Source organism: Tsukamurella ocularis (assembly GCF_965138335.1).
Classification (GTDB): domain Bacteria; phylum Actinomycetota; class Actinomycetes; order Mycobacteriales; family Mycobacteriaceae; genus Tsukamurella; species Tsukamurella ocularis_A.
In genome coordinates, this window is record NZ_CBCSDV010000001.1 from 492,671 (window position 1) to 512,146 (window position 19,476).

Annotated in this window: 18 protein-coding genes; 6 read left to right on the top strand and 12 right to left on the bottom strand. The window is 72.2% G+C overall.

Annotation, left to right across the window (positions count from 1 at the left end; translation table 11 throughout):
• Positions 1-24: 24 nt before the first annotated feature.
• Entirely contained in the window at positions 25-849 is an 825-nt protein-coding gene (locus ACNAYW_RS02555; protein WP_415848173.1) for an ABC transporter permease, read from the bottom strand.
• On the bottom strand, positions 846-1,862 hold the full coding sequence (locus ACNAYW_RS02560) for an ATP-binding cassette domain-containing protein (RefSeq protein WP_415848174.1): 1,017 nt from the start codon (positions 1,860-1,862) through the stop codon (positions 846-848). Before ACNAYW_RS02560 ends, ACNAYW_RS02555 begins: the two co-directional genes overlap by 4 nt.
• Positions 1,863-1,970: 108 nt before the next feature.
• On the opposite strand from ACNAYW_RS02560, the gene ACNAYW_RS02565 reads away from it, so the two are divergent.
• Positions 1,971-3,515: an ATP-dependent DNA ligase gene (locus tag ACNAYW_RS02565; protein ID WP_415848219.1), complete on the top strand. Its 1,545-nt coding sequence runs from the start codon at positions 1,971-1,973 to the stop codon at positions 3,513-3,515.
• Here the strand turns inward: ACNAYW_RS02565 and ACNAYW_RS02570 are convergent.
• From ACNAYW_RS02570 to ACNAYW_RS02585, 4 genes are read right to left on the bottom strand one after another with little or no spacing between them, the layout of a single operon-like run.
• Positions 3,501-5,090: an AMP-binding protein gene (locus ACNAYW_RS02570; RefSeq protein ID WP_415848175.1), complete on the bottom strand. Its 1,590-nt coding sequence runs from the start codon at positions 5,088-5,090 to the stop codon at positions 3,501-3,503. The two genes, ACNAYW_RS02565 and ACNAYW_RS02570, sit on opposite strands and share 15 nt — an antisense overlap.
• Before the next feature lies 1 nt (position 5,091).
• Entirely contained in the window at positions 5,092-6,735 is a 1,644-nt protein-coding gene (locus ACNAYW_RS02575; protein ID WP_415848176.1) for a GMC family oxidoreductase, read from the bottom strand.
• On the bottom strand, positions 6,732-7,814 hold the full coding sequence (locus tag ACNAYW_RS02580; RefSeq protein ID WP_415848177.1) for an acyl-CoA dehydrogenase family protein: 1,083 nt from the start codon (positions 7,812-7,814) through the stop codon (positions 6,732-6,734). Before ACNAYW_RS02580 ends, ACNAYW_RS02575 begins: the two co-directional genes overlap by 4 nt.
• A 14-nt stretch (positions 7,815-7,828) precedes the next feature.
• On the bottom strand, positions 7,829-9,010 hold the full coding sequence (locus tag ACNAYW_RS02585; RefSeq protein ID WP_415848178.1) for an acyl-CoA dehydrogenase family protein: 1,182 nt from the start codon (positions 9,008-9,010) through the stop codon (positions 7,829-7,831).
• 119 nt (positions 9,011-9,129) lie between these two features.
• Here ACNAYW_RS02585 and ACNAYW_RS02590 point away from each other — a divergent pair, with 119 nt between their 5' ends.
• The 3 genes from ACNAYW_RS02590 to ACNAYW_RS02600 form a co-directional block, all read left to right on the top strand.
• Positions 9,130-10,020: a 3-oxoacyl-ACP reductase gene (locus ACNAYW_RS02590; protein WP_415848179.1), complete on the top strand. Its 891-nt coding sequence runs from the start codon at positions 9,130-9,132 to the stop codon at positions 10,018-10,020.
• Between the two features lie 2 nt (positions 10,021-10,022).
• Positions 10,023-10,796, top strand: a complete 774-nt coding sequence (locus ACNAYW_RS02595; RefSeq protein ID WP_415848180.1) for a glucose 1-dehydrogenase — start codon at positions 10,023-10,025, stop codon at positions 10,794-10,796.
• Positions 10,797-11,290, top strand: a 494-nt coding sequence (locus ACNAYW_RS02600) for a nuclear transport factor 2 family protein (RefSeq protein WP_415848181.1), incomplete at its 3' end; no start/stop codon positions are given.
• Positions 11,291-11,536: 246 nt separating this feature from the next.
• Here the strand turns inward: ACNAYW_RS02600 and ACNAYW_RS02605 are convergent.
• Genes ACNAYW_RS02605 through ACNAYW_RS02615 form a run of 3 tightly spaced genes read right to left on the bottom strand, consistent with a single transcriptional unit; the run spans position 11,537 to position 14,118 of the window.
• Positions 11,537-12,289, bottom strand: a complete 753-nt coding sequence (locus tag ACNAYW_RS02605) for an IclR family transcriptional regulator (protein ID WP_415848182.1) — start codon at positions 12,287-12,289, stop codon at positions 11,537-11,539.
• Between the two features lie 36 nt (positions 12,290-12,325).
• Entirely contained in the window at positions 12,326-12,895 is a 570-nt protein-coding gene (locus ACNAYW_RS02610) for a TetR/AcrR family transcriptional regulator (protein ID WP_415848183.1), read from the bottom strand.
• 5 nt (positions 12,896-12,900) lie between these two features.
• The gene (locus ACNAYW_RS02615) at positions 12,901-14,118 is read right to left on the bottom strand and encodes a cytochrome P450 (protein ID WP_415848184.1); all 1,218 of its coding nucleotides are present in this window, start codon (positions 14,116-14,118) and stop codon (positions 12,901-12,903) included.
• A 151-nt stretch (positions 14,119-14,269) separates the two neighbouring features.
• Between ACNAYW_RS02615 and ACNAYW_RS02620 the strand changes: the two genes are divergently transcribed.
• Complete coding sequence (locus tag ACNAYW_RS02620) at positions 14,270-15,178, top strand: acetaldehyde dehydrogenase (acetylating) (protein WP_415848185.1); 909 nt, start codon at positions 14,270-14,272, stop codon at positions 15,176-15,178.
• Positions 15,175-16,224 (top strand): 4-hydroxy-2-oxovalerate aldolase, encoded by a 1,050-nt coding sequence (gene dmpG / locus ACNAYW_RS02625; protein ID WP_415848186.1) that lies wholly within the window; start codon positions 15,175-15,177, stop codon positions 16,222-16,224. Before ACNAYW_RS02620 ends, dmpG begins: the two co-directional genes overlap by 4 nt.
• Before the next feature lie 120 nt (positions 16,225-16,344).
• Here the strand turns inward: dmpG and ACNAYW_RS02630 are convergent, their stop codons facing one another.
• The 3 genes from ACNAYW_RS02630 to ACNAYW_RS02640 are packed head-to-tail and all read right to left on the bottom strand — an operon-like array spanning position 16,345 to position 19,475.
• Positions 16,345-16,533: a ferredoxin gene (locus tag ACNAYW_RS02630; RefSeq protein WP_415848187.1), complete on the bottom strand. Its 189-nt coding sequence runs from the start codon at positions 16,531-16,533 to the stop codon at positions 16,345-16,347.
• A 21-nt stretch (positions 16,534-16,554) separates the two neighbouring features.
• Positions 16,555-17,340 (bottom strand): 2-keto-4-pentenoate hydratase, encoded by a 786-nt coding sequence (locus ACNAYW_RS02635; protein WP_415848188.1) that lies wholly within the window; start codon positions 17,338-17,340, stop codon positions 16,555-16,557.
• A 44-nt stretch (positions 17,341-17,384) separates the two neighbouring features.
• Entirely contained in the window at positions 17,385-19,475 is a 2,091-nt protein-coding gene (locus tag ACNAYW_RS02640) for an acyl-CoA dehydrogenase family protein (protein WP_415848189.1), read from the bottom strand.
• Between the last annotated feature and the right edge of the window lies 1 nt (position 19,476).

Below are 19,476 nucleotides of genomic sequence, written 5' to 3' on the forward strand. Positions count from 1 at the left end.
GACGGTGCTTCGTCGGGAGCGTTGTCAGCGGGCGTTGCGGATGTAGGCCCGCACGGCGAGCGGCGCGAAGATCGCGATGATCACCAGCGCGCCGACCAGGCTCCACACCACGTGCACGCCGGCGTGGCCCGAGTTGCACAGCTCGCGGATCGCGGACACCAGGTGGCTGATCGGGTTCACGTTCACGAAGGCCTGCAGCCAGCCCGGCATGGTCTCGACCGGGACGAAGGCGTTGGACAGGAACGTCAGCGGGAACATGATCATCATGGAGACGCCCTGCACGGAAGTGGCCTTCTGCATGAGGCAACCCATGAGGGCGAAGATCCAGGACACCGCGAAGCTGCAGAACAGGATCAGCGCGGTGGAGGCGAGGACGCCGACCGGATCGGGGCGCCAGCCCATCGCGATGCCCACGACGAACGTGATGACCGTGGCGATGAGGTAGCGCACGACGTCCGCGAGCAGCGCGCCGGCGAGCGGGCTGATGCGGGCGATCGGCAGCGACCGGAACCGGTCGAAGACGCCCTTGTTCATGTCCTCGCGGAGCTGGGTGCCCGTGACGATCGAGGCGACGATCACGGTCTGCACCAGGATGCCGGGGATGATGACCGGCAGGTAGCTGTGCACGTCGCCGCTGATCGCGCCGCCGAAGATGTAGGTGAACATGAGCGTGAAGACGACGGGCTGCAGCACGACGTCGAAGAGCTGCTCCGGGTTGTGCCGGATCTTGAGCACGCCGCGCCAGCCCATGGTGAAGGACTGCCGGACGGTCTCGGTGAGACCGATGCGGTCGGGGGCCGCGCGGTCCGGCACGCGGCCGGGAGCGCGGGTGAGGGTGGTGCTGGTCATGACGCCTCCTGGGCGGAATCGGCGGCGGCCGTGTCGTCGGGGCTGCCGGTGAGGGTGAGGAAGACCTCGTCGAGACTGGGCTTGGAGACCGTGATCTCCTCGATGGCGACCCCCTGCTCGCGTAGCGCGATGAGCAGGTCGGGCACGAGGTCGGGGCGGTGCAGCGGGGCGGTCACGCGCGCCGCCTCGGGGCTGAACGCGGCCGTCTCGTCGAGGATCTTCTCGACGGTGCGCGCCACAACCGGCGCGTCGGCGCGGTCGGCGGGGGTGAGCTGCAGCGTGGAGGAGCCGACCGAGGCCTTGAGCTCGTCGGCGGTGCCGTCCGCGATGACGAGGCCGTGGTCGATCACGGCGATGCGGTCGGCCAGCTGGTCGGCCTCGTCGAGGTACTGCGTGGTGAGCAGCACCGTCGAGCCCTGGGCGACGAGGTCGCGGATGGTGTCCCACATCTGCGAGCGGGTCCGCGGGTCGAGGCCCGTGGTGGGCTCGTCGAGGAACAGCAGCGGCGGGGTGTCGATGAGGCTCGCCGCCAGATCGAGCCGCCGCCGCATGCCGCCCGAGAACTCCTTGAGGGGCCGGTTCGCGGCGTCCTCCAGCCCGAAGGCGCCGAGCAGTTCCTCGGCGCGTGAGCGGGAGGCGGCGCGGCTCCTGCCGAGCAACCGGCCGAAGAGCACGAGGTTCTGCCGGGCCGTGAGGTCCTCATCGACCGAGGCGTACTGCCCCGTCACGCCGATGAGCGAGCGCACGGTCGTGGACTCGGCCACGACGTCGTGGCCGAACACGCGGGCGCTGCCGGCGTCGGGTCGCAGGAGCGTCGCGAGCATGCTGATGGTGGTCGTCTTGCCGGCGCCGTTCGGGCCGAGGACGCCGTAGACGGTGCCGGTCGGCACCTGGAGGTCGACGCCGTTGACCGCGCGGGTCGCACCGAAGTGCTTGACCAGGCCGCGGGCGTCGATCGCGAGGTCGGTGGGGGAGGACGGGCTCTGGCCGGTCCTCATCTGTGTGATCGTCATGGCGATCACGATGCATCGCCCCGCTGTCGTGGGACTGTCGTGCGGCTGACGCGCGCTGTCGTCGTGATCGCGCCGCCTTCTGTCAGGGGTGTGCGCCACAATGACGGGGTGCTGTTCGCCGAGGTCGTCGCCGTCTCCGCCGAGGTCGCGGGCACGCGCTCGCGCACCGCGAAGATCGCCGCGCTGGGCTCCGTCATCCGCGCCGCCGGGCCCGCCGACGTGCGCCCCGTCGTCGCCTGGCTGTCCGGGGAGCTCCTGCAGGGGCGCCTGGGCGCCGGGTGGCGCACCGTCGCGCGGACCGTCGACGCGCTCGCACCGGCGCCGGAGCCGGCCCTGACGGTCGACGAGGTGACCGCCGCGCTCGACGAGCTGGCCGGTACCTCGGGCGCGGGCTCCGTCGCCCGACGGGACGCCGTCCTCACCGGGTTGTTCGGCCGCGCGACGGCGGCGGAGCAGCGGTTCCTCGTCGGGCTCATCACCGGGGAGCTGCGCCAGGGCGCCCTCGCGGGCGTGGTGACCGACGCGGTGGCCCGCGCCGCGGACGTGCCGCTGGAGACGGTGCGCCGCGCCGCGATGCTCTCCGGTTCGCTGCCGGACACCGCCGCCGCGGCCCTGCGCGGCGGCGCCGACGAACTCGCGGGCTTCGGCCTCGAGGTGCTGCGCGGCGTCGCGCCGATGCTCGCCTCGCCGGCGGAGGGCGTCGACGCCGCGCTGGCCGACCTGGGACCGGACGTGAGCGTCGAGTTCAAACTGGACGGCGCCCGCATCCAGGTGCACCGGCTCGGTGACGAGGTGCGGGTGTACACCCGCACCCTCCGCGACATCACCGACGCGGTGCCCGAGATCGTCGCGCTGGCGCGGGAGCTGCCGTGCCGGTCCGTCGTGCTCGACGGGGAGTCGCTCGCCCTCACCGACGCCGGCCGGCCGCGGCCCTTCCAGGAGACGATGAGCCGGTTCGGGTCGTCGGAGACCGGCGAGACGGTGTTGCGCCCGTACTTCTTCGACTGCCTGCACCTCGACGGCCGCGACCTGCTCGATGCGCCGCTGTCGGTCCGGCTCGACGCGCTGCAGGCGGTGGCGGGCGCGCTGCGGATCCCGGCCCTGGCCCGGCCCACGCCGGACGAGGCCGCGGCCCACTACGCGGCCGCCCTCGCCGCGGGACACGAGGGCGTCATGGTGAAGTCGCTCGACGCGCCCTACGCCGCGGGGCGCCGGGGCCGCGCGTGGCAGAAGGTCAAGCAGACCCACACGCTGGACCTGGTGGTGCTCGGGGCCGAGTGGGGCTACGGCCGGCGCACGGGGATGCTCTCGGACCTGCACCTCGGGGCCCGCGACCCGGACGGCGGCGATCCGATCATGGTGGGCAAGACCTTCAAGGGGCTCACGGACGCGCTGCTGCGCTGGCAGACGGAGGAGTTCCCGAAGTACGAGGTGCCCGCGCCCGCATCGATCGGCCCCGCTCCCGGCGGCCAGCACACCGTTTTCCTGAGGCCGGAGATCGTGGTCGAGATCGAACTCGACGGGGTGCAGGTCTCGCGCCGTTATCCCGGCGGCGTCGCGCTGCGGTTCGCGCGCGTGCTGCGCTACCGCCCGGACAAGACCGCCGCCGAGGCGGACACGATCGACGCGGTGCGGTCGCTACTGCCCGGTTAGTGGTGTCGTGGCGGCGATCCCGTCGGCGACGAGGGCGCGCCGGAGCACTTTGAACGACGGGGTCCTCGGCAGTTCGTCCACGATCCGCCAGCGGCGCGGATACTGCCGCGGGCCGAGGTCGGGCTGCGCGCGGAGGAATGCGGCGAGGTGGTCGCGGTCCAGTTCCGCGCCGGGGACGAGCACGAGCGCCGCCGCCACCTGGTCGCCCACCCGGTCCGACAGCCCGTAGACCGCGGCCTCGGCGACGGCCGGGTGCCGTAGCAGCGCGCGCTCTATCGGTGCCACGCCCAGGTTCTCGCCGCCGACGCGCATCCAGTCGCCGGTGCGGCCGGCGAAGTGGACGTAGCCGGCGGCGTCGACGTAGGCGAGATCGCCCGTGCGGTAGACGCCGCCGTTCGAGCGCGCGGCGTCGGCATCGGGATCGTTGTAGTACCCCGAGAACCCGCCCGTACCAGCGGTGTTCACCAGTTCGCCGATCGCCTCGTCTGCGTTGAGCAGCGTCCCGTCCGGAGCGGTCTCGGCCCGCGGGCACTCGATCGAGGTGCCCGGCCTCCACACCGCGACCCCGGCGGGCAGCGGGCCGAGCGCGTCGGGCGGGGTGTCCGGGGTGCGGGCGATGGCGACGCCGTTCTCCGACGAGCCGTAGCCGTCCTGCACGTGGCAGCCGAAGCGCCGGGCGAAGGCGGCGATGTCGTCGGAGCGGCCCTCGTTGCCGTAGAGGACGCGCAGCGGATTGTCGGCGTCGTCGGCGCGCTCCTCGGTGGCGAGGATGTACGACAGGGGCGTACCCACGTAGTTCGCGTAGGTGGCGCCGTACCGCCGCACGTCGGCGAGGAACCGCGACGCCGAGAAGCGCTCGGCGAGAGCGATGGTCGCGCCGCCGGCCAGGGCCACCGCCCAGCCCGCGAGCAGCGCGTTGGAGTGGAACAGGGGCATCGCGACGTACGCGGTGTCGTCGCCGCTCAGCCCGAACCGCCGGGCCAGCATGATTCCAGCGCCCGTGAACTTCCCGTGTGTGGCCCGGACCGCCTTCGGCTCGCCGCTGGTGCCGGAGGTGAAGACGAGCGCGAGCAGGCTGTCGGGGGTGATGTCGGTGGTGTCGTCCGCGTTGCGCAGCGGTGCGCCGGCGTGCGCGTCGAGCAGGGCGGCCCACCGCGGACCGTCGAGGTCGATGACCGGTACGCCGAGATCGATTCCGTCGAGGAGCGCCGCATGGCGGCCCTGCGTGAGGACCACGCCGCAGTCGGCGAGCGCGACGTCCCGCGCGAGCGCTTCGCCGCGCCGGGTGGGGTTGAGCCCCACGACGACGGCGGCCGACAATGCCGCGGCGCCGAGCAGGAACGAGAACTCGGGGACGTTGTCCGCGAGCACCCCGACGTGCCGGGGCGCGGCCGCGTCGCCGGCGGCGTCGGGGAGCAGTTCCCGCAGGACGGACGCCCGGACCGCGGACGCCGCGACGTGCTCCGCCCAGCTCCACGTGCGGTCGCCGGCCCGCAGGCCCGCGCCGGTATCGTCGGCGCGGGCGCGGAGCAGGTCGGCGACCGTCGGAAGCGACTGCGAGCCTGCGCCGCTCATCTCAGGCGCCGAGGAACCGCGCGCACATCTCGCCGATCATGTACGACGGCGCGTTCGTGTTGCCGCCCGTGATCGAGGGCATGATCGAGGCGTCCGCGACACGCAGGCCCTCGACCCCGATGACCTTGAGCTCCGGATCGACGACGGCGCGCTCGTCGACGCCCATCCGGCAGGTGCCCACCGGGTGGTACACCGAATGCACGCGGTTCGGGAGCTCGCGGCGCAGCGCCGCATCGTCCATGAGGGAGGCGCCCGGCGTGAACTCCTCGCTGACCTTGCCCCGCACCGACGGGTGCTGCATGACCTCGCGGATCATGCCGATGCCCTCCATGAGGACCTCGGTGTCCTGCGGGTCGGTGAGGTAACCGGGGTCGATCGACGGCTGCTCCAGCGGGTTCGCCGAGTTCAGGCGCAGCTCGCCGCGGCTCTGCGGGTAGATCAGCGTGGGCAGGATCGTCAGGCCGGGACGGGGATCGACCATGTGCAGCTTGTCGGCGTCCTGATTGGGCACCGGGTAGTTCCACGGCAGACAGTGGATCTGCAGGTCCGGGATGTCCTTGGCGTACGACGTGCGGACGAACGCGGCCGCGTCGAAGACGGTGCGCGCCATCCACGTGGTCCCGGGCTTGCGGACCTCGGCCGCCACGCCCTTCGCGAAGTAGGCGGGGGTGCCCTTGTTCACCGCGTCCTTCATCAGGAAGGTCATCGGGACGAACAGGTGGTCGTGCAGGTTCTGCCCGACGGGCAGGTCGGCGGCGACGTCGATGCCCTTCTCCCGCAGGTGCGCCGCGGGGCCGACGCCCGAGAGCATGAGGATCTGCGGGGTGCCGATGACGCCGGCGGAGACGACGACCTCGCGGTCGGCGCGGATCGTGGTGACCGAGTTCCCGTCGAGCACCTCCACGCCCGTGGCGCGGCCGTTCTCGATGACGACTCGCTTGACGTGGGCGTTCACGTGTACGCGCAGGTTGGGGCGGGCCTCGCGGAGGTAGCCCTGCGCGGAGCTGTAGCGGGTGCCGCCCGCGGCGCTCTGCTGGAAGACGCTGACGCCCTCCTGCGAGGCGCCGTTGTAATCGTCGATGATCGGCGTGTTCAGCGTGCCGGACAGGGCGTCCATGTAGGACTTCGTGGCCTCGGTCAGGTCGCGCTGGCGGGTCACCTCGATGGGGCCGCCGGTACCGCGCAGGTCGCTGCCGCCGCCCTCCCAGTTCTCGAGGCGCTTGAACGCGGGCAGCACACCCTCGTAGTCCCAGCCGGTGGCGCCCTCGGCGGCCCACGAGTCATAGTTGGCGCAGTTGCCGCGGACGAAGAGCATCCCGTTGATGGAGCTGGATCCGCCGAGGATCTTGCCGCGGGTCATGGGGATCCGGCGGTCGTTGGCGAACTTCTGCGGCACCGAGTACTGCTTCCACGCCACCCGCGACTTCATCTGCGGCACCGTGTGCACCATCGTGATCATGCCGGGGACCTGGGTCATGCGGGTGTTGTCGGCCTTGCCCGCCTCGAGCAGCGCGACCGTGGCACCCGTGTCGGCGAGCCGGCCCGCCACCACGGAACCCGCACTGCCCGAGCCGATCACGATGTAGTCGACGGATTCGTTCGGCGATAGCGGGGTGGTCGCGGTCTTGTACAGCTTGCGGATCATGCGGGGTTCCTTCCGGCGAGGGTCGCGCCGAGGGCGCGGAGATGGGCCGTCGCGCCGCCGAGCGCGAACTCCGCGCGCTTGGCCGCCACGAAGTAGCGATGGGTGGGGTGATCGGTGTCGATGCCGACGCCGCCGTGCACGTGGACGGTGGTGTGCGCCACCCGGTGTCCTGCCTCGGCGGCCCAGAACTTGGCGGTGGCGATCTCGGCGGCCGCGTCGAGTCCCTCGGACTCGCGCCAGGCCGCCTCGAGCACGGTGAGGCGCACGGCCTCGACGTCGATGTAGGCGTCGGCCAGCCGTTGCCGCACGGCCTGGAAGCTGCCGATCTGCTTGCCGAACTGTTCGCGGGTGCGCGCGTAGTCCGCGGTCAGCTCCAGGGCGCGCTCGGTGATACCGGCCTGCAGGGCGCACCAGCCGATCGTCGCCAAGCGGCGGGCGCGGGCGGGAGCACCCTCGCCGGCGAGTCGGGACTCGCGCGGGAGCGGCACGGCCGCGGCCTCCACGAGCGCGGCGTCGGAGCCGTTCACCACGTGCTGCCGGGTGATGCTGATGCCCTTGGCGTCCCGGGGAAGGAGGAACAGCGCGGGTCCCTCCGATGTGGTCGCCTCGATGAGCAGGGTGTCCGCGAACGCGGCGGACGAGACCGCGGTCTGGGCGCCGTTGAGCCGCCACCCGTCGGTGGAGTTCGTCGCCGTGAAACCCGTGTGCTCGTCGCCGAAGACGGCCGCGATGGTGTCCTCCCCCCGCAGCACGGGAACGAGCCATCGCTCGATCTGCTCGGGCGCGCCGTACGCGGCGAGGGTCTCGGCGCCGACGAGGACGGTGTCGAGGTACGGCGCGGGGGCGACGGTGCGGCCGAGCTCCGCGAGCACCGCACTGTGCGCGGTGAGACCGAGACCTCCGCCGCCGACCGACGCGGGCAACGCCGCGTCGAGGACGCCGGACCGGGCCAGCGCGGCCCACAACTCGCGGTGGAAGCCCGAGTCGCCGGGCTTGGGGTTCTTGGCCGACCAGTCCTCGGCGATGCGCCGCGTGAGGGCGGCGAGGTCGGTCTGCGCCTCCGGAACGGTGAAGTCCATGGTTCCTCCTTCGCTCAGCGGCTCACGGGCAGGTGCAGTCCGGCCCCCGCGATCAGGTCGCGCTGGATCTCGTTGGTGCCGCCGCCGAAGGTGAGGATCAGCGAGCTGCGGTGCAGCCGCTCGATCCGCCCCCGCAGCACCGTGCCCGGTGACTTCGCGCGGACGATGCCCGCGCTGCCCAGCACTTCCATCAGCAGGCGGTAGCCCTCGGTGGCGTACTCGGTGCCGAAGACCTTGGTGGCGGAGGCGTCGGCGGGTCCGAGCTCGCTGTGATCGGCGGCCCACGCGATCTTCCAGTTCCGCAGCTTGAGGTACTGGGCGTGCGCGTAGACGCGGGCGAGGTGGGTCCGCACCCACTCGGCGTCGATCACGCGCGTGCCGTCGGCCAGTTTCGTGTTCTGCGCCCAGTGCCGCACCTGCCGCTCCGAATCGAGCAGGGGCGCGGCGGAGGTGAGGGCGACGCGCTCGTGGTTGAGCTGATTGGTGATGAGCTTCCAGCCGCCGTGCAGGTCGCCGACGACCGACGTGACGGGTACGCGGACGTCCTGGTAGTAGGTGGCGGACGTGCCGGGCCCGGCGACCGTGTGCACCTTGGTCCAGGAGAAGCCCTCGGCGTCCGTGGGCACCACGAGGATCGAGACGCCGCGGTGGCGCTGCGCCTCGGGGTCGGTCCGCGCGGCGAGCCAGATGTAGTCCGCGTACTCGATGAGCGAGGTCCACATCTTCTGGCCGTTGATGACGAAGTCGTCGCCGTCGCGGACGGCGCGGGTGCGCAGCGCGGCGAGGTCGGTGCCGGCCTCCGGCTCGGAGTAGCCGATGGAGAAATGGGTCTCACCGGCGGCGATGCCGGGCAGGAGCTCGGCCTTCTGCTCCGCGGTGCCGCCGGCCATGATGGCGGGGCCCACGGTGTTCACAGTGAGGAAGGGGACCGGCACGCCCGCGACGGCGGCCTCGTCGGTGAAGATCAACTGGTCGAGCATGGGCCGGGCCTGGCCGCCGAACTCCTCGGGCCAGCCGATCGCGAGCCAGCCGTCCTTGCCGAGCGTGCGGGTGATCTCCTTGTACACCTCGCCGTCGCCGTACTCGCCGCCCGGCCCGAGCAGGGCCTCGCGGCGCTCGGGCGTCATCAGCTGGGCGAAGTACGCGCGCAGCTCGGCGCGCAGCTCCTGCTGTTCCGGCGCATAGTCGATCCGCATGGCGTCACTGTAGAACAAGTTCTAGAAAAGTGGAACGAAACCGCGGTCTCGGCAGTATTTTCCTTCGGTGAGGGGCGCACGCTCCGCGGTGAACAGGTTCTCGAATCGAAGGGTGGCACATGACGCAGGCAGAGGTGGCGGACCTGGACGGCAAGGTGGCGATCGTGACCGGTGCGGGGGCCGGCCTGGGCCGTGCTGAGGCGCTGGCGCTCGCCCGTGGCGGCGCCGCGGTCGTCGTGGGCGACGTCTCGCCCGCGGCCGAGGAGGTCGTCGCGCAGATCCGGTCCGACGGGGGCCGCGCCGAGCTTGTGCTCGGCGACTCGGGCGAGCGGGAGACGGCCGACGCGTTGATGGCCGCGGCCGAGGGCCTGGGCGGCGTGCACATCGTGGTCAACAACGCCGGCTTCTGCCGCGACAAGATGATCTTCTCCATGACCGACGAGGAGTTCGATTCGGTGGTCCGCGTGCACCTGCGCGGGCACTTCCTGCTGTCCCGCAACGCGTCCGCCTACTGGCGCGATGCGGCGAAGGCATCGGGCGGCGACGTGTACGGGCGCGTGATCAACACGTCCTCGGAGGCCTTCCTGTTCGGCTCCGTCGGGCAGCCCAACTACGCCGCCGCGAAGGCCGGCATCGCCGCGCTGACGATCGCCACCGCGCGCGGCCTCGGCCGTTACGGCGTCCGCGCCAACGCGATCTGTCCCCGCGCGCGGACCGCCATGACGGAGGGCGTCTTCGGCGATGCTCCCGACGGTGCCGTCGACCCGCTGTCCGTCGATCACGTGGCGCGGTTCGTTCGGTTCCTCGCAGGGCCGGAGGCCGACCGGGTCAACGGGCAGGTCTTCGTGGTGCACGGCGGCATGGTCGCGCTGATGGCCCCGCCGAGCCTGGAGGCCCGCTTCGACGCCGACGGCGGTCAGTGGGACGAGGCCGGCCTCGCCGCCGCGGTGGGCGGCTACTTCGCGGACCGCGACGACCGCATGTTCGTCGCTGCACAGTTGGAAGGGTGATCATGGCGAACACGACCGGAAGGCTCTCCGGCAAGAGGGCACTCGTCACGGGTGCAGCACGCGGGCAGGGCGCCGCGGTCGCGCGGCGGTTCGTCGCGGAGGGCGCGCAGGTGCTGCTCGGCGACGTGCTGGACGAGCAGGGCGAGGCGCTGGCCGCCGAGCTCGGCGACGCGGCCGTCTACCGCCACCTCGACGTGACGAGCGAGGACGACTGGGCGGCCGCCGTGGCGCAGGTGCAGGCCCGCTTCGGTGGCCTCGATGTGCTGGTCAACAACGCGGGCGTGCTGTTCTTCTCGGCGCTCGAGCAGACCTCCCTCGCCGATTACGAACGGGTGATCCGCATCAACCAGTTCGGCTGTTTCCTCGGGATGCGCGCGGCCGTGGAACCGATGAAGGCGGCCGGCGGCGGCTCGATCGTCAACACCTCCTCGGTCGAGGGACTGGGCGGCATGCCGTACCTGACCGCCTACACCGCCAGCAAGTTCGCCATTCGCGGTATGACCAAGTCGGCGGCGATGGAGCTGGGGCAGTACGGGATCCGGGTGAATTCGGTGCACCCGGGGATGATCGACACCGCGATGGTGGCGGACGCTCTGGGCGGCAACGAGCCGCCCACGGACTGGCTCAAGCAGCGGCTGCCGATCGGGCGGCAGGGGAGCGCCGACGAGATCGCGGCGTTGGTGCTCTTCGTGGCGTCCGACGAAGCGAGCTACAGCACGGGCGCCGAGTTCGTCGCCGATGGCGGCGCGACCGCGACCCACGCGCTGAAGCTGTAAATGCCGGGCTCGGAAGCGATCCGGCGGGTGGTGGAGGCGTCGCCCGCCGCGGTCGCCGCACACGACAAGGACGCCTGGACCGCGCTCTTCGCGCCCGGAGGGGCCGTCCACGACCCGGTGGGGCCGCCACCGCAGACGAACCCGGCCGCGATCGCGCGGTTCTACGACATGTTCATCGCGCCCAACCGGATCGTCTTCGAGGTGGAGCACGATCTGATCGTCCCGGGCGAGGACACCGGCCTCATGATCCGCGATCTGACGGTGCACACCACCATGAGTACCGGCGTCACACTGCACATTCCGATGCACCTGCGCTACACCGTGACCGACGGGCCGGACGGCGCGGCCATCACCGGGCTCTACGCGCACTGGGAGCTGCGCGGGATGATCGCGGCGCTCCTGCTCTCCGGCCCCCGAGGCCTCGCGGCGGGCGCACTCCTCGGCCCGCGGTTGTTCCGCACCCTGGGCGCCCGCGCCGCGCTGGGCTTCCTCGGNGGAGNCCGCGGCGTCGGCGNCGCGGGCCGCCGCCGAGCCGCCGACCTGGTGCACCTGCGCGGCTTACAGGTGGGGAAGGTCCTCGCCTCGGGCCGGACGGTGACCGCCACCGTGTACGACGGTGACCGCCGCGGCCTCGCCGTCGTCGATTTCACCGACACAGAGCCGGTGCTCACCCTCCACCTCCCCGATTGAACACCGTTCCTGTTCAGCGCGACCTGCGAAAACGGTGCCCGAAGCAGTGTTCAGTTGGGGGCGGTGACGCGGGAGAGGGTGAGGGCGGCGGCGCGGACCGCGGGGGCCACCCGCTCGGGACGCATCCGATTGCTCCAGCCCGCGACGGAGATCGCCGCGACGGGGGCACCGTCGGCGTCGAGGATCGGGCAGGCCACGCAGACGGTCCCGGTGCCGGACTCCTCGCGTTCGTGGGCGACGCCCTCGTCGCGGACCCGCTGCAGCTGTCGGCGCAGGATCGCGGGTGAGGTGATGGTGCGGGTGCTCACGCGGGGGAGGCCCGCCGCGATCACGGCGTCCACCGCGGCCTCGTCGGCGAACGCGAGGATCGCCTTGCCCACCCCCGTGGCATGCGCCGGCATGCGGCCGCCGACACGGGACGGCAGGTTCGGGGCGTCCGGGCCCGGTAGCACCTCGAAGTAGACCACCTCCGTGCCCTCGAGGCGGGCGAGGTGGACGGTGTTGCGGGTGGCGGAACGGAGGTCGGCGAGCACCGGTCGCGCCGCGTCCACGAGATCGCGATGACCCGTCGCGAGCTGGCCGATCTCGAAGAGGCGCAACCCCAGTCGGAGATCGGTACCGGATCTCTCGAGGAGCCCCGCGGAGACGAGATGCCCCGTGAGGCGGTGCACCGTCGACTTGGGCAGGCCGGTGCGCCGCGCCAGCTCGGACACGCCGAGCCCGCCGTCGCCGGGTCGGTACGCCGACAGCAGGGCGGAGATCCGGTCGACGGTCGCACCGTCGTTCCGCTCAGCGGGACACATGCGTCCAGTGTGTCAGGCCCGGGCCCCGTCGGGCGGCTATCCGCGGACGATCGGCCCGACGAACCGGACGAGGAGTTCGTGCTCGTACTCGGCGCTCGCGCCCGGGTGCGCGAGAAGCCCGACGATGACCCGCACGACCCAGTCGAAGACCTGCGGATCGGCGAGCTCGGGGAGGTCGTCCCCGACGCGGGAGCGCGCCGCCGCCGCGGCGAGCGCGCCGGTGTTCTCGGCGAGGACCGGCCCCACCGCAAAATCCTCCGAGGCGAACCACGCGAGGAGCTCCGGCCGGTCCCGCACGTAGGCCACCGCCGCCTCGATCACGGCCACGAGCCGTTTCGGGGCGTTCCCCGACGGTGCCGTGGTCGACGCGAGATGGTCGAGCGCTCGGGACATTTCACGGAGCACGTAGGCGGAGCGCAGGAGATCGCGGTTCGCGAAGTACCGGTAGAGCGTGGCGCGCGAGCAGCCCGCGGCCCGGGCGATGTCGTCCATCCCCACCGCGGCGACGCCGTGCTCGGCGAACAGGCCCGCCGCGGCGTCGAGGATGCGCTCCGCCGCGCCGGACCGAGCGGCCTCGGCCCAGCTGCTCTGCGCGGCGGACGTCATGGCCGTCATCCTACGGAGATCGGCACCGCCGTCGGGCGGCGCACGTACGCGCCCGGCGCCCAGCGCACGCCGTCGAGGTCGACCGCGAACCCGGGGATGCGGGCCAGCACCTCCTCGAGCGCGACCCGGGACTGCATCCGTGCGGCGGCGGCGCCCAGGCAGTGGTGCGGCCCCTGCGCGAACGTGAGGATGTTGCGCGGGTTCCGCGTGACGTCGAGCTCGTCGGCATCGTCGCCGAACACCCGCTCGTCCCGGTTGGCCGAGCCGTACAGGAGCAACACGCGACGATCGGCGGGGATCGTGGTGCCGGCGACGTCCACCGGGCGGGTGGTGGTGCGCCCGAGCCCCTGTACCGGCGAGGTGAGGCGGAGGAACTCCTCGACGGCGCCGGGGATCAGCGCCGGGTCCGCGGCCAGGATCCGCCGCTGCTGCGGGTGTCGCTCCAGGAGTTGGACGGCGCCGCCCAGCAGGCCCGTGGTGGTGTCGTTGCCGCCCGCCACCATCGTGAACGTGAAGCCGAGGATGGCGACGACGCCCGCGACGTCGCCGTCCGCGCCGACGCCGGCAGCGACGAGGTGCGAGACCACGTCGTCCTCCGGCTCGGTACGCCGCCGCTCGATGAGTGCGGCGAAGTAGGCCATCAGCTCGCCGACAGCGTCGGCCGCGGAAGCCACCACCGAGGCGAGGTCACCGCCGCCGGAGTTCGCGGCGACGATGCTCTCCGTCCAACCGTCGAACCGCCCGCGATCGGCGGCGGGGACCCCGAGATAGTGCGCGACCACCATGGACGGCAGTGGCTTGAACAGCTCCTGCACGACGTCGCCGCCGCCCTGGGCGCGCAGGTGCTCGATCCGCTCCACCACGAAGGCGCGGACTTCGGGCTCGATCGCGGCGACCTGGCGCGGGGTGAAGCCGCGCGCGACGAGGCGGCGGAACGCCGTGTGCACCGGCGGATCCTGCATCACCATCGGCGGATCGTTCTGCAGCCCGATCTTCTCGAGCTCGCCGTAGTGCAGTGTGAGGCCCTGCGCGGAGGAGTAGACGCCGGGCTCCCGCAGTGCGCGCCAGACGTCCGCGTGCCGGGGGAGGACGTAGTACTCGAGCTCCGCTCCGTCGAGCGGGTCGGACCGGTGCACCGCGCCCGCGGCCCGGAGGTCTCGGTAGAGCGGGAACGGGTCCGCCCAGGTGTCGGCGGAACGTGGGGCGAAGACTGGTGCGGGCATGACGTGCTCCGATGTGAGACAAAAACACAATGATGTCTTGAATATAAGACGACCAATGCATTGCGTCAATGGACAAGGTTCCATGAATGGTGTCCCGCTGAGCGGAACGCGGGCGTGGACCCGTCGGCCCGCCGGGACCGACGATGGCGGTATGACGGAGAAAGTGACCGCGGCCATCGTCGGCCCGGGCAACATCGGTGCGGATCTGCTGGCCAAACTGCGGCGGAGCGAGCACGTGGACGTGCGCTACATGGTGGGCGTCGATCCCGAATCGGACGGTCTCAAGCGCGCCGCCGAACTCGGGCTCGAGACCTCGGCGGAGGGCGTCGACTGGCTGCTCGCCCGGCCGGAGCCGCCGCAGCTGGTCTTCGAGGCGACATCGGCGAAGGCGCACCGCGCCAACGCTCCCCGGTACGCGGAGGCGGGGATCGTCGCCGTCGACCTCACGCCTGCGGCCGTCGGCCCGCTGGCCTGCCCGGTGGTGAACCTGGAGGCCCAGCTGGACGCCCCCAACGTCAACATGATCACCTGCGGCGGGCAGGCGACGATCCCGATCGTGCACGCCGTCAGCCGTGTCACGCCGGTGAGCTACGCGGAGATCGTCGCGTCGGTGTCCTCGCGCTCCGCCGGCCCCGGCACCCGCGCCAACATCGACGAGTTCACGGAGACCACGGCCCGCGCGATCGAGGAGGTCGGCGGCGCGGCCAAGGGCAAGGCGATCATCATCATCAACCCGGTCGAGCCGCCGATGATCATGCGCGACACCGTGTTCTGCGCCATCGACCCCGACGCCGACCGTGCGGCGATCACCGCCTCGATCGAGAAGATGGTGGAGGACGTTCAGGTCTACGTTCCGGGCTACACGCTCAAGGCTCCGCCGCAGTACGACGAGCCCCGGCCCGGCTGGGAGGGCAAGGCCCGCGTCGCGGTCTTCCTCGAGGTCGCGGGCAACGGCGACTACCTGCCCACCTACGCGGGCAACCTCGACATCATGACCGCCGCGGCCGCGCGCGCGGGCGAGCTGCTGGCGCAGCGCATTCTGGCAGGAGTGAAGGCATGACCGGCATCAACGGCGAGCTCTGGAACGATCCGAACCGCGACGTGCGCATCGTCGACACGTCGCTGCGCGACGGCAGCCACGCGATGGCGCATCAGTTCACCGAGCAGAACGTGCGGGACACCGTGCGCGCCCTCGACGACGCGGGCATCTCGCTCATCGAGGTGACCCACGGCGACGGCCTCGGCGGCAGCACGTTCAACTACGGCTTCTCGCTGGTCGACGAGCGCAAGCTCATCGCCGCCGCCGTCGACGAGGCGCAGCAGGCGAAGATCGCCGTGCTCATGCTCCCCGGCCTCGGCACCGTCGAGGACATCCGCGTGGCCGCCGACCTCGGCGCCGGCGCCCTGCGGATCGCGACGCACTGCACCGAGGCGGACGTCTCCATCCAGCACTTCGGCGCCGCACGGGAACTGGGCCTGGAGACGGTCGGCTTCCTCATGCTCTCGCACATGTCGACGCCCGAGGCGCTGGCGAAGCAGGCGCGGATCATGGCCGACGCCGGCTGCCAGTGCGTGTACGTCGTCGACTCCGCCGGCGCGCTGATCCTCGAGGACGCCGGCGACCGCGTCGCCGCGCTCGTGGCGGAGCTCGGCGAGGATGCGCAGGTCGGCTATCACGGGCACCAGAACCTCAGCTTCGGCGTCGCCAACTCGGTGCTCGCGTACCGCGCGGGCGCGAAGCAGATCGACGGCTCGCTGCTCGCCCTCGGCGCCGGTGCGGGCAACTCGCCCACCGAGATCCTCTCCGCCACCTTCGAGCGCCTCGGCATCCGCACGGGCACCGACAAGGACGCGCTGATGGCCGGCGCCGAGGACGTGGTCAAGCCCTACATCACCCGCCTGCCCGTGATGGACCGCAGCTCGATCGTGCAGGGCTACGCGGGCGTGTACTCCAGCTTCCTGCTGCACGCCGAGCGCGCGGCCGAGCGCTACGGCGTGCCGGCGCACGAGATCCTCTACGAGTGCGGCCGGCGCGGCTACGTGGGCGGTCAGGAGGACATGATCATCGCCATCGCGGTGGAGATGTCCGCGGCACAGAAGGTCTGACGGCGGTTCCGACGGTGCCCGCCCGGCACCGTCGGGCCACCCGTTCCGACTGAACAGCGTTAGCCCATACCGTCACCTGCGGGTTCGGTATGAGCTAACGCTGTTAAGTCGGAAAGGGGATCAGTATTCGATGCGGATGGCCTGGGTGGGGCACTGGCCGGCCGCGTACTCGATGTCCTCGCGGTCGGCGTCGGTGAGACCCTCGTCGGTGGCCTCGGCGAAGCCCTCGTCGTTGACCTCGAAGACGTCGGGCCGGATGCCCTCGCAGACGCCGAAGCCGGTGCACGCGTCGCCGATGATGATCTTCATGTTGATTCTCCGTTCGGTCGGTCAGGGGGCGAGGACGGCCGTCACGGAACCCAGCGGGCCCATGTCGGCGACGATGATGTCTCCAGCGCGCACCGGTTCGGCGCGGGTCATCGAGCCGGGCAGCACCACGTGGCCGGGCTCGAGCGCGGTGCCGAGCGGGCCGACGGTGTTCGCGAGCCACACGAGCGCGTTGATCGGTGAGCCGAGGACGGCGCCGCCCGCTCCCGTGCCCACCTGCTCGCCGCTGATCCGGAAGGTGCACCCGACGGTGCGCAGGTCGACGTCGGTCAGGCGGGTCGGCCGGCTGCCCAGGATCACGCCGCCGGAGGAGGCGTTGTCGGCCACGGTGTCGACGATCGAGATGTTCCAGTCCTTGATCCGCGAGTCGACCACCTCGAGCGCGGGGACCACGAAGTCGACGGCGCGGATGGCATCCGCCACGGTCACGCCGGGGCCGCGCAGTTCGCGGCCGAGGACGAACGCGATCTCCGGCTCGATGCGCGGCTGCATCCACGACGAGGTGTCGATCGGCATCTGTTCCAGGTGGAACATCGACGCAGTGAGGTGCCCGAAATCGGGCTCGTAGACGTTCATCTGCCGCTGCATCGCGAGCGAGGCGAGCCCCACCTTGTGGCCCTTCACCGCATCGCCCGAGGCCTCCCAGCGGCGCACCTGCTCCTGCTGGATCCGATACGCATCGGTGATCGTGGCTTCGGGGAACATGCCGATGAGCGGGTCGATCGGCGCGCGCGCGGCGTACGCGCCGAGCAGCGCGTCGGCGGCGGCGGAGACAGCGGAATCGTCCATGCTCGAATACTAGAACAGGTTTCATTCCTGCGGTGCGGAACGCGTCAGGAGCGGGGGAGCCCGAGGAGCTGCTCCGCGGCGACGTTCCGGAGGATCTGCGAGGTGCCGCCCGCGATCGACAGGCACCGGGTGAGCAGGAACTCGTACCGCGCGTCGGCCGGGTCCTCGGGGCCGGCGACGGCACCGTCGGGACCGAGGCGCCGCAGGCAGGCCTCCGCGACGGCCTGGCGGTGCTGCACCCCGACGAGCTTGCGCACGCTGGACGCCGCGCCCGGATCCTGACCGCCGACGCTCGCGATGACGGCGCGCAGGTCGAGCAGGGTGCAGGACGCCGCTTCGGCGACGAGGCCGCCGAGCGCCGCCAGGTCGGGATCCGGTCCGGGATCGGCGAGCAGCGATTCGAGACGCGCGCCCAGGCCGGAGCCGCTCATCGCCACTCGCTCGTTGGCGAGCGTGGTGCGGGCCAGCCGCCAGCCGCCGTTCACCGCGCCCACGACGCAGTCGTCGGGCACGAAGACGTCCTCGAGGAAGACCTCGTTGAACCGCACGTCGCCGGTGATCTCGCGGAGCGGCCGCACGTCGATGCCATCGGAGAGCATGTCGACGAGGAAGTAGGTGATGCCCTTGTGCTTGGGCGCATCCGGGTCGGTGCGGGCCAGACAGATCCCCCAATCGGCCTCGTGGGCCAGCGACGTCCAGACCTTCTGCCCGGAGAGCGACCAGCCGCCGTCGACGCGCGTGGCCCTCGTCCGCAGGGAGGCCAGGTCGGAGCCGGCCTCGGGCTCGCTGAACAGCTGGCACCAGCTGATCTCGCCGAGCAGGGTGGGCCACACGAAGCGTTCCGCCTGCTCCGGCGTCCCGTGTTCCAGGATCGTGGGCGCGGCCCAGGCGCCGATCACCAGTGGCGGGCGCTCGACGCCCGCCGCCTCCAGCGCACCGTCGAGCACCAGTTGCTCCGCGGGACCCGCGCCCCGGCCGTACGGCGGATCCCAGTGCGGCACCAGGAGGCCCGATTCCGCGAGGGTGCGCCGCCGCTCATCCGCCGACATCGCGGCGATCCGCCCCGCCTCCGCGGCGGCTGCGCCGTGATCGCCGTCCACCTCGTAATGGAGTCCGCGGCGCACGCCGGCCAGGGCGAGTTCCGCGGCGCGCGTGCGCCATCCGGGGGAGTCGCCGAGCAGCATCCGCAGCGCGGTGGCGCGTCGCAGGTACAGGTGCGCGTCGTGTTCGAAGGTGAAGCCGATGCCGCCCAGTACCTGGATCGCGTCCTTCGCGTTCTCCACGGCGGCGTCGAGCGCGCCCGCCGCGGCGACCGCGGCGGCCAGGTGGTGCTCCGCGCCGGCCCCGACGGACCGGGCCGCGTCCCAGGCCAGTGCCGCCGATTGTTCGGCGCGGCACAGCATGTCGGCGACGATCTGCTTGATCGCCTGGAACGAGCCGATCGGCCTGCCGAACTGCACCCGGACCTTGGAGTACTCGGCGGCGGTGCGCAGCGTCCACGCGGCGACACCGGCCGCCTCCGCTGTCGCGTAGGTCGCGAGCGCCGCGCGGGCGTCCTCGGCGGTCAGCCCGGGGATCTCGGTGGCGTCATCGAACTCGGGGGCGGACAGGTGGATCCGGGCGAGCGGGCGCGAACCGTCCAGCCCGGGGAGCGGCTCGACGGTGACGCCGGGGTGCCCGGGCGGGAGCAGGTGCCAGGCCCCCGAGGGGGCCTCGACGAGCAGGTGCGACTGCGGGGTGGCGTCCGGCGCGAGGGCGCCGTCACCGTCGACCGCGAGCGCGGCCCGCGCCTCCCCCGCCGCCAGCTCCGCCCGGACCGTGCCGAGCCGGTCCGTGCCCCGGAGGTGATGCTCGAGCAGGACCCCCACCGCGACCGTGCCCGCGACGGGGCCCGGCGCCAGCACGGACGCCGCGGCCTCGACGGCGACCGCGGCGTCCTCGGCGGTGCCGCCGAATCCGCCGAGGTCCTCGCTCAGGGTGATGCCGAAGACGCCGATGTCCGCCAGTCCGCGCCAGGCCTTCTCGACGGCGCCGGCGTCGCCGGAGCGGACCGCGTCGATCGGGTGGGCGCGCTCCGCCCAGTCGCGGATCGACTCGGCGAGTGCGGTCTGGACGTCGGTGATCGCGAGGGCCACG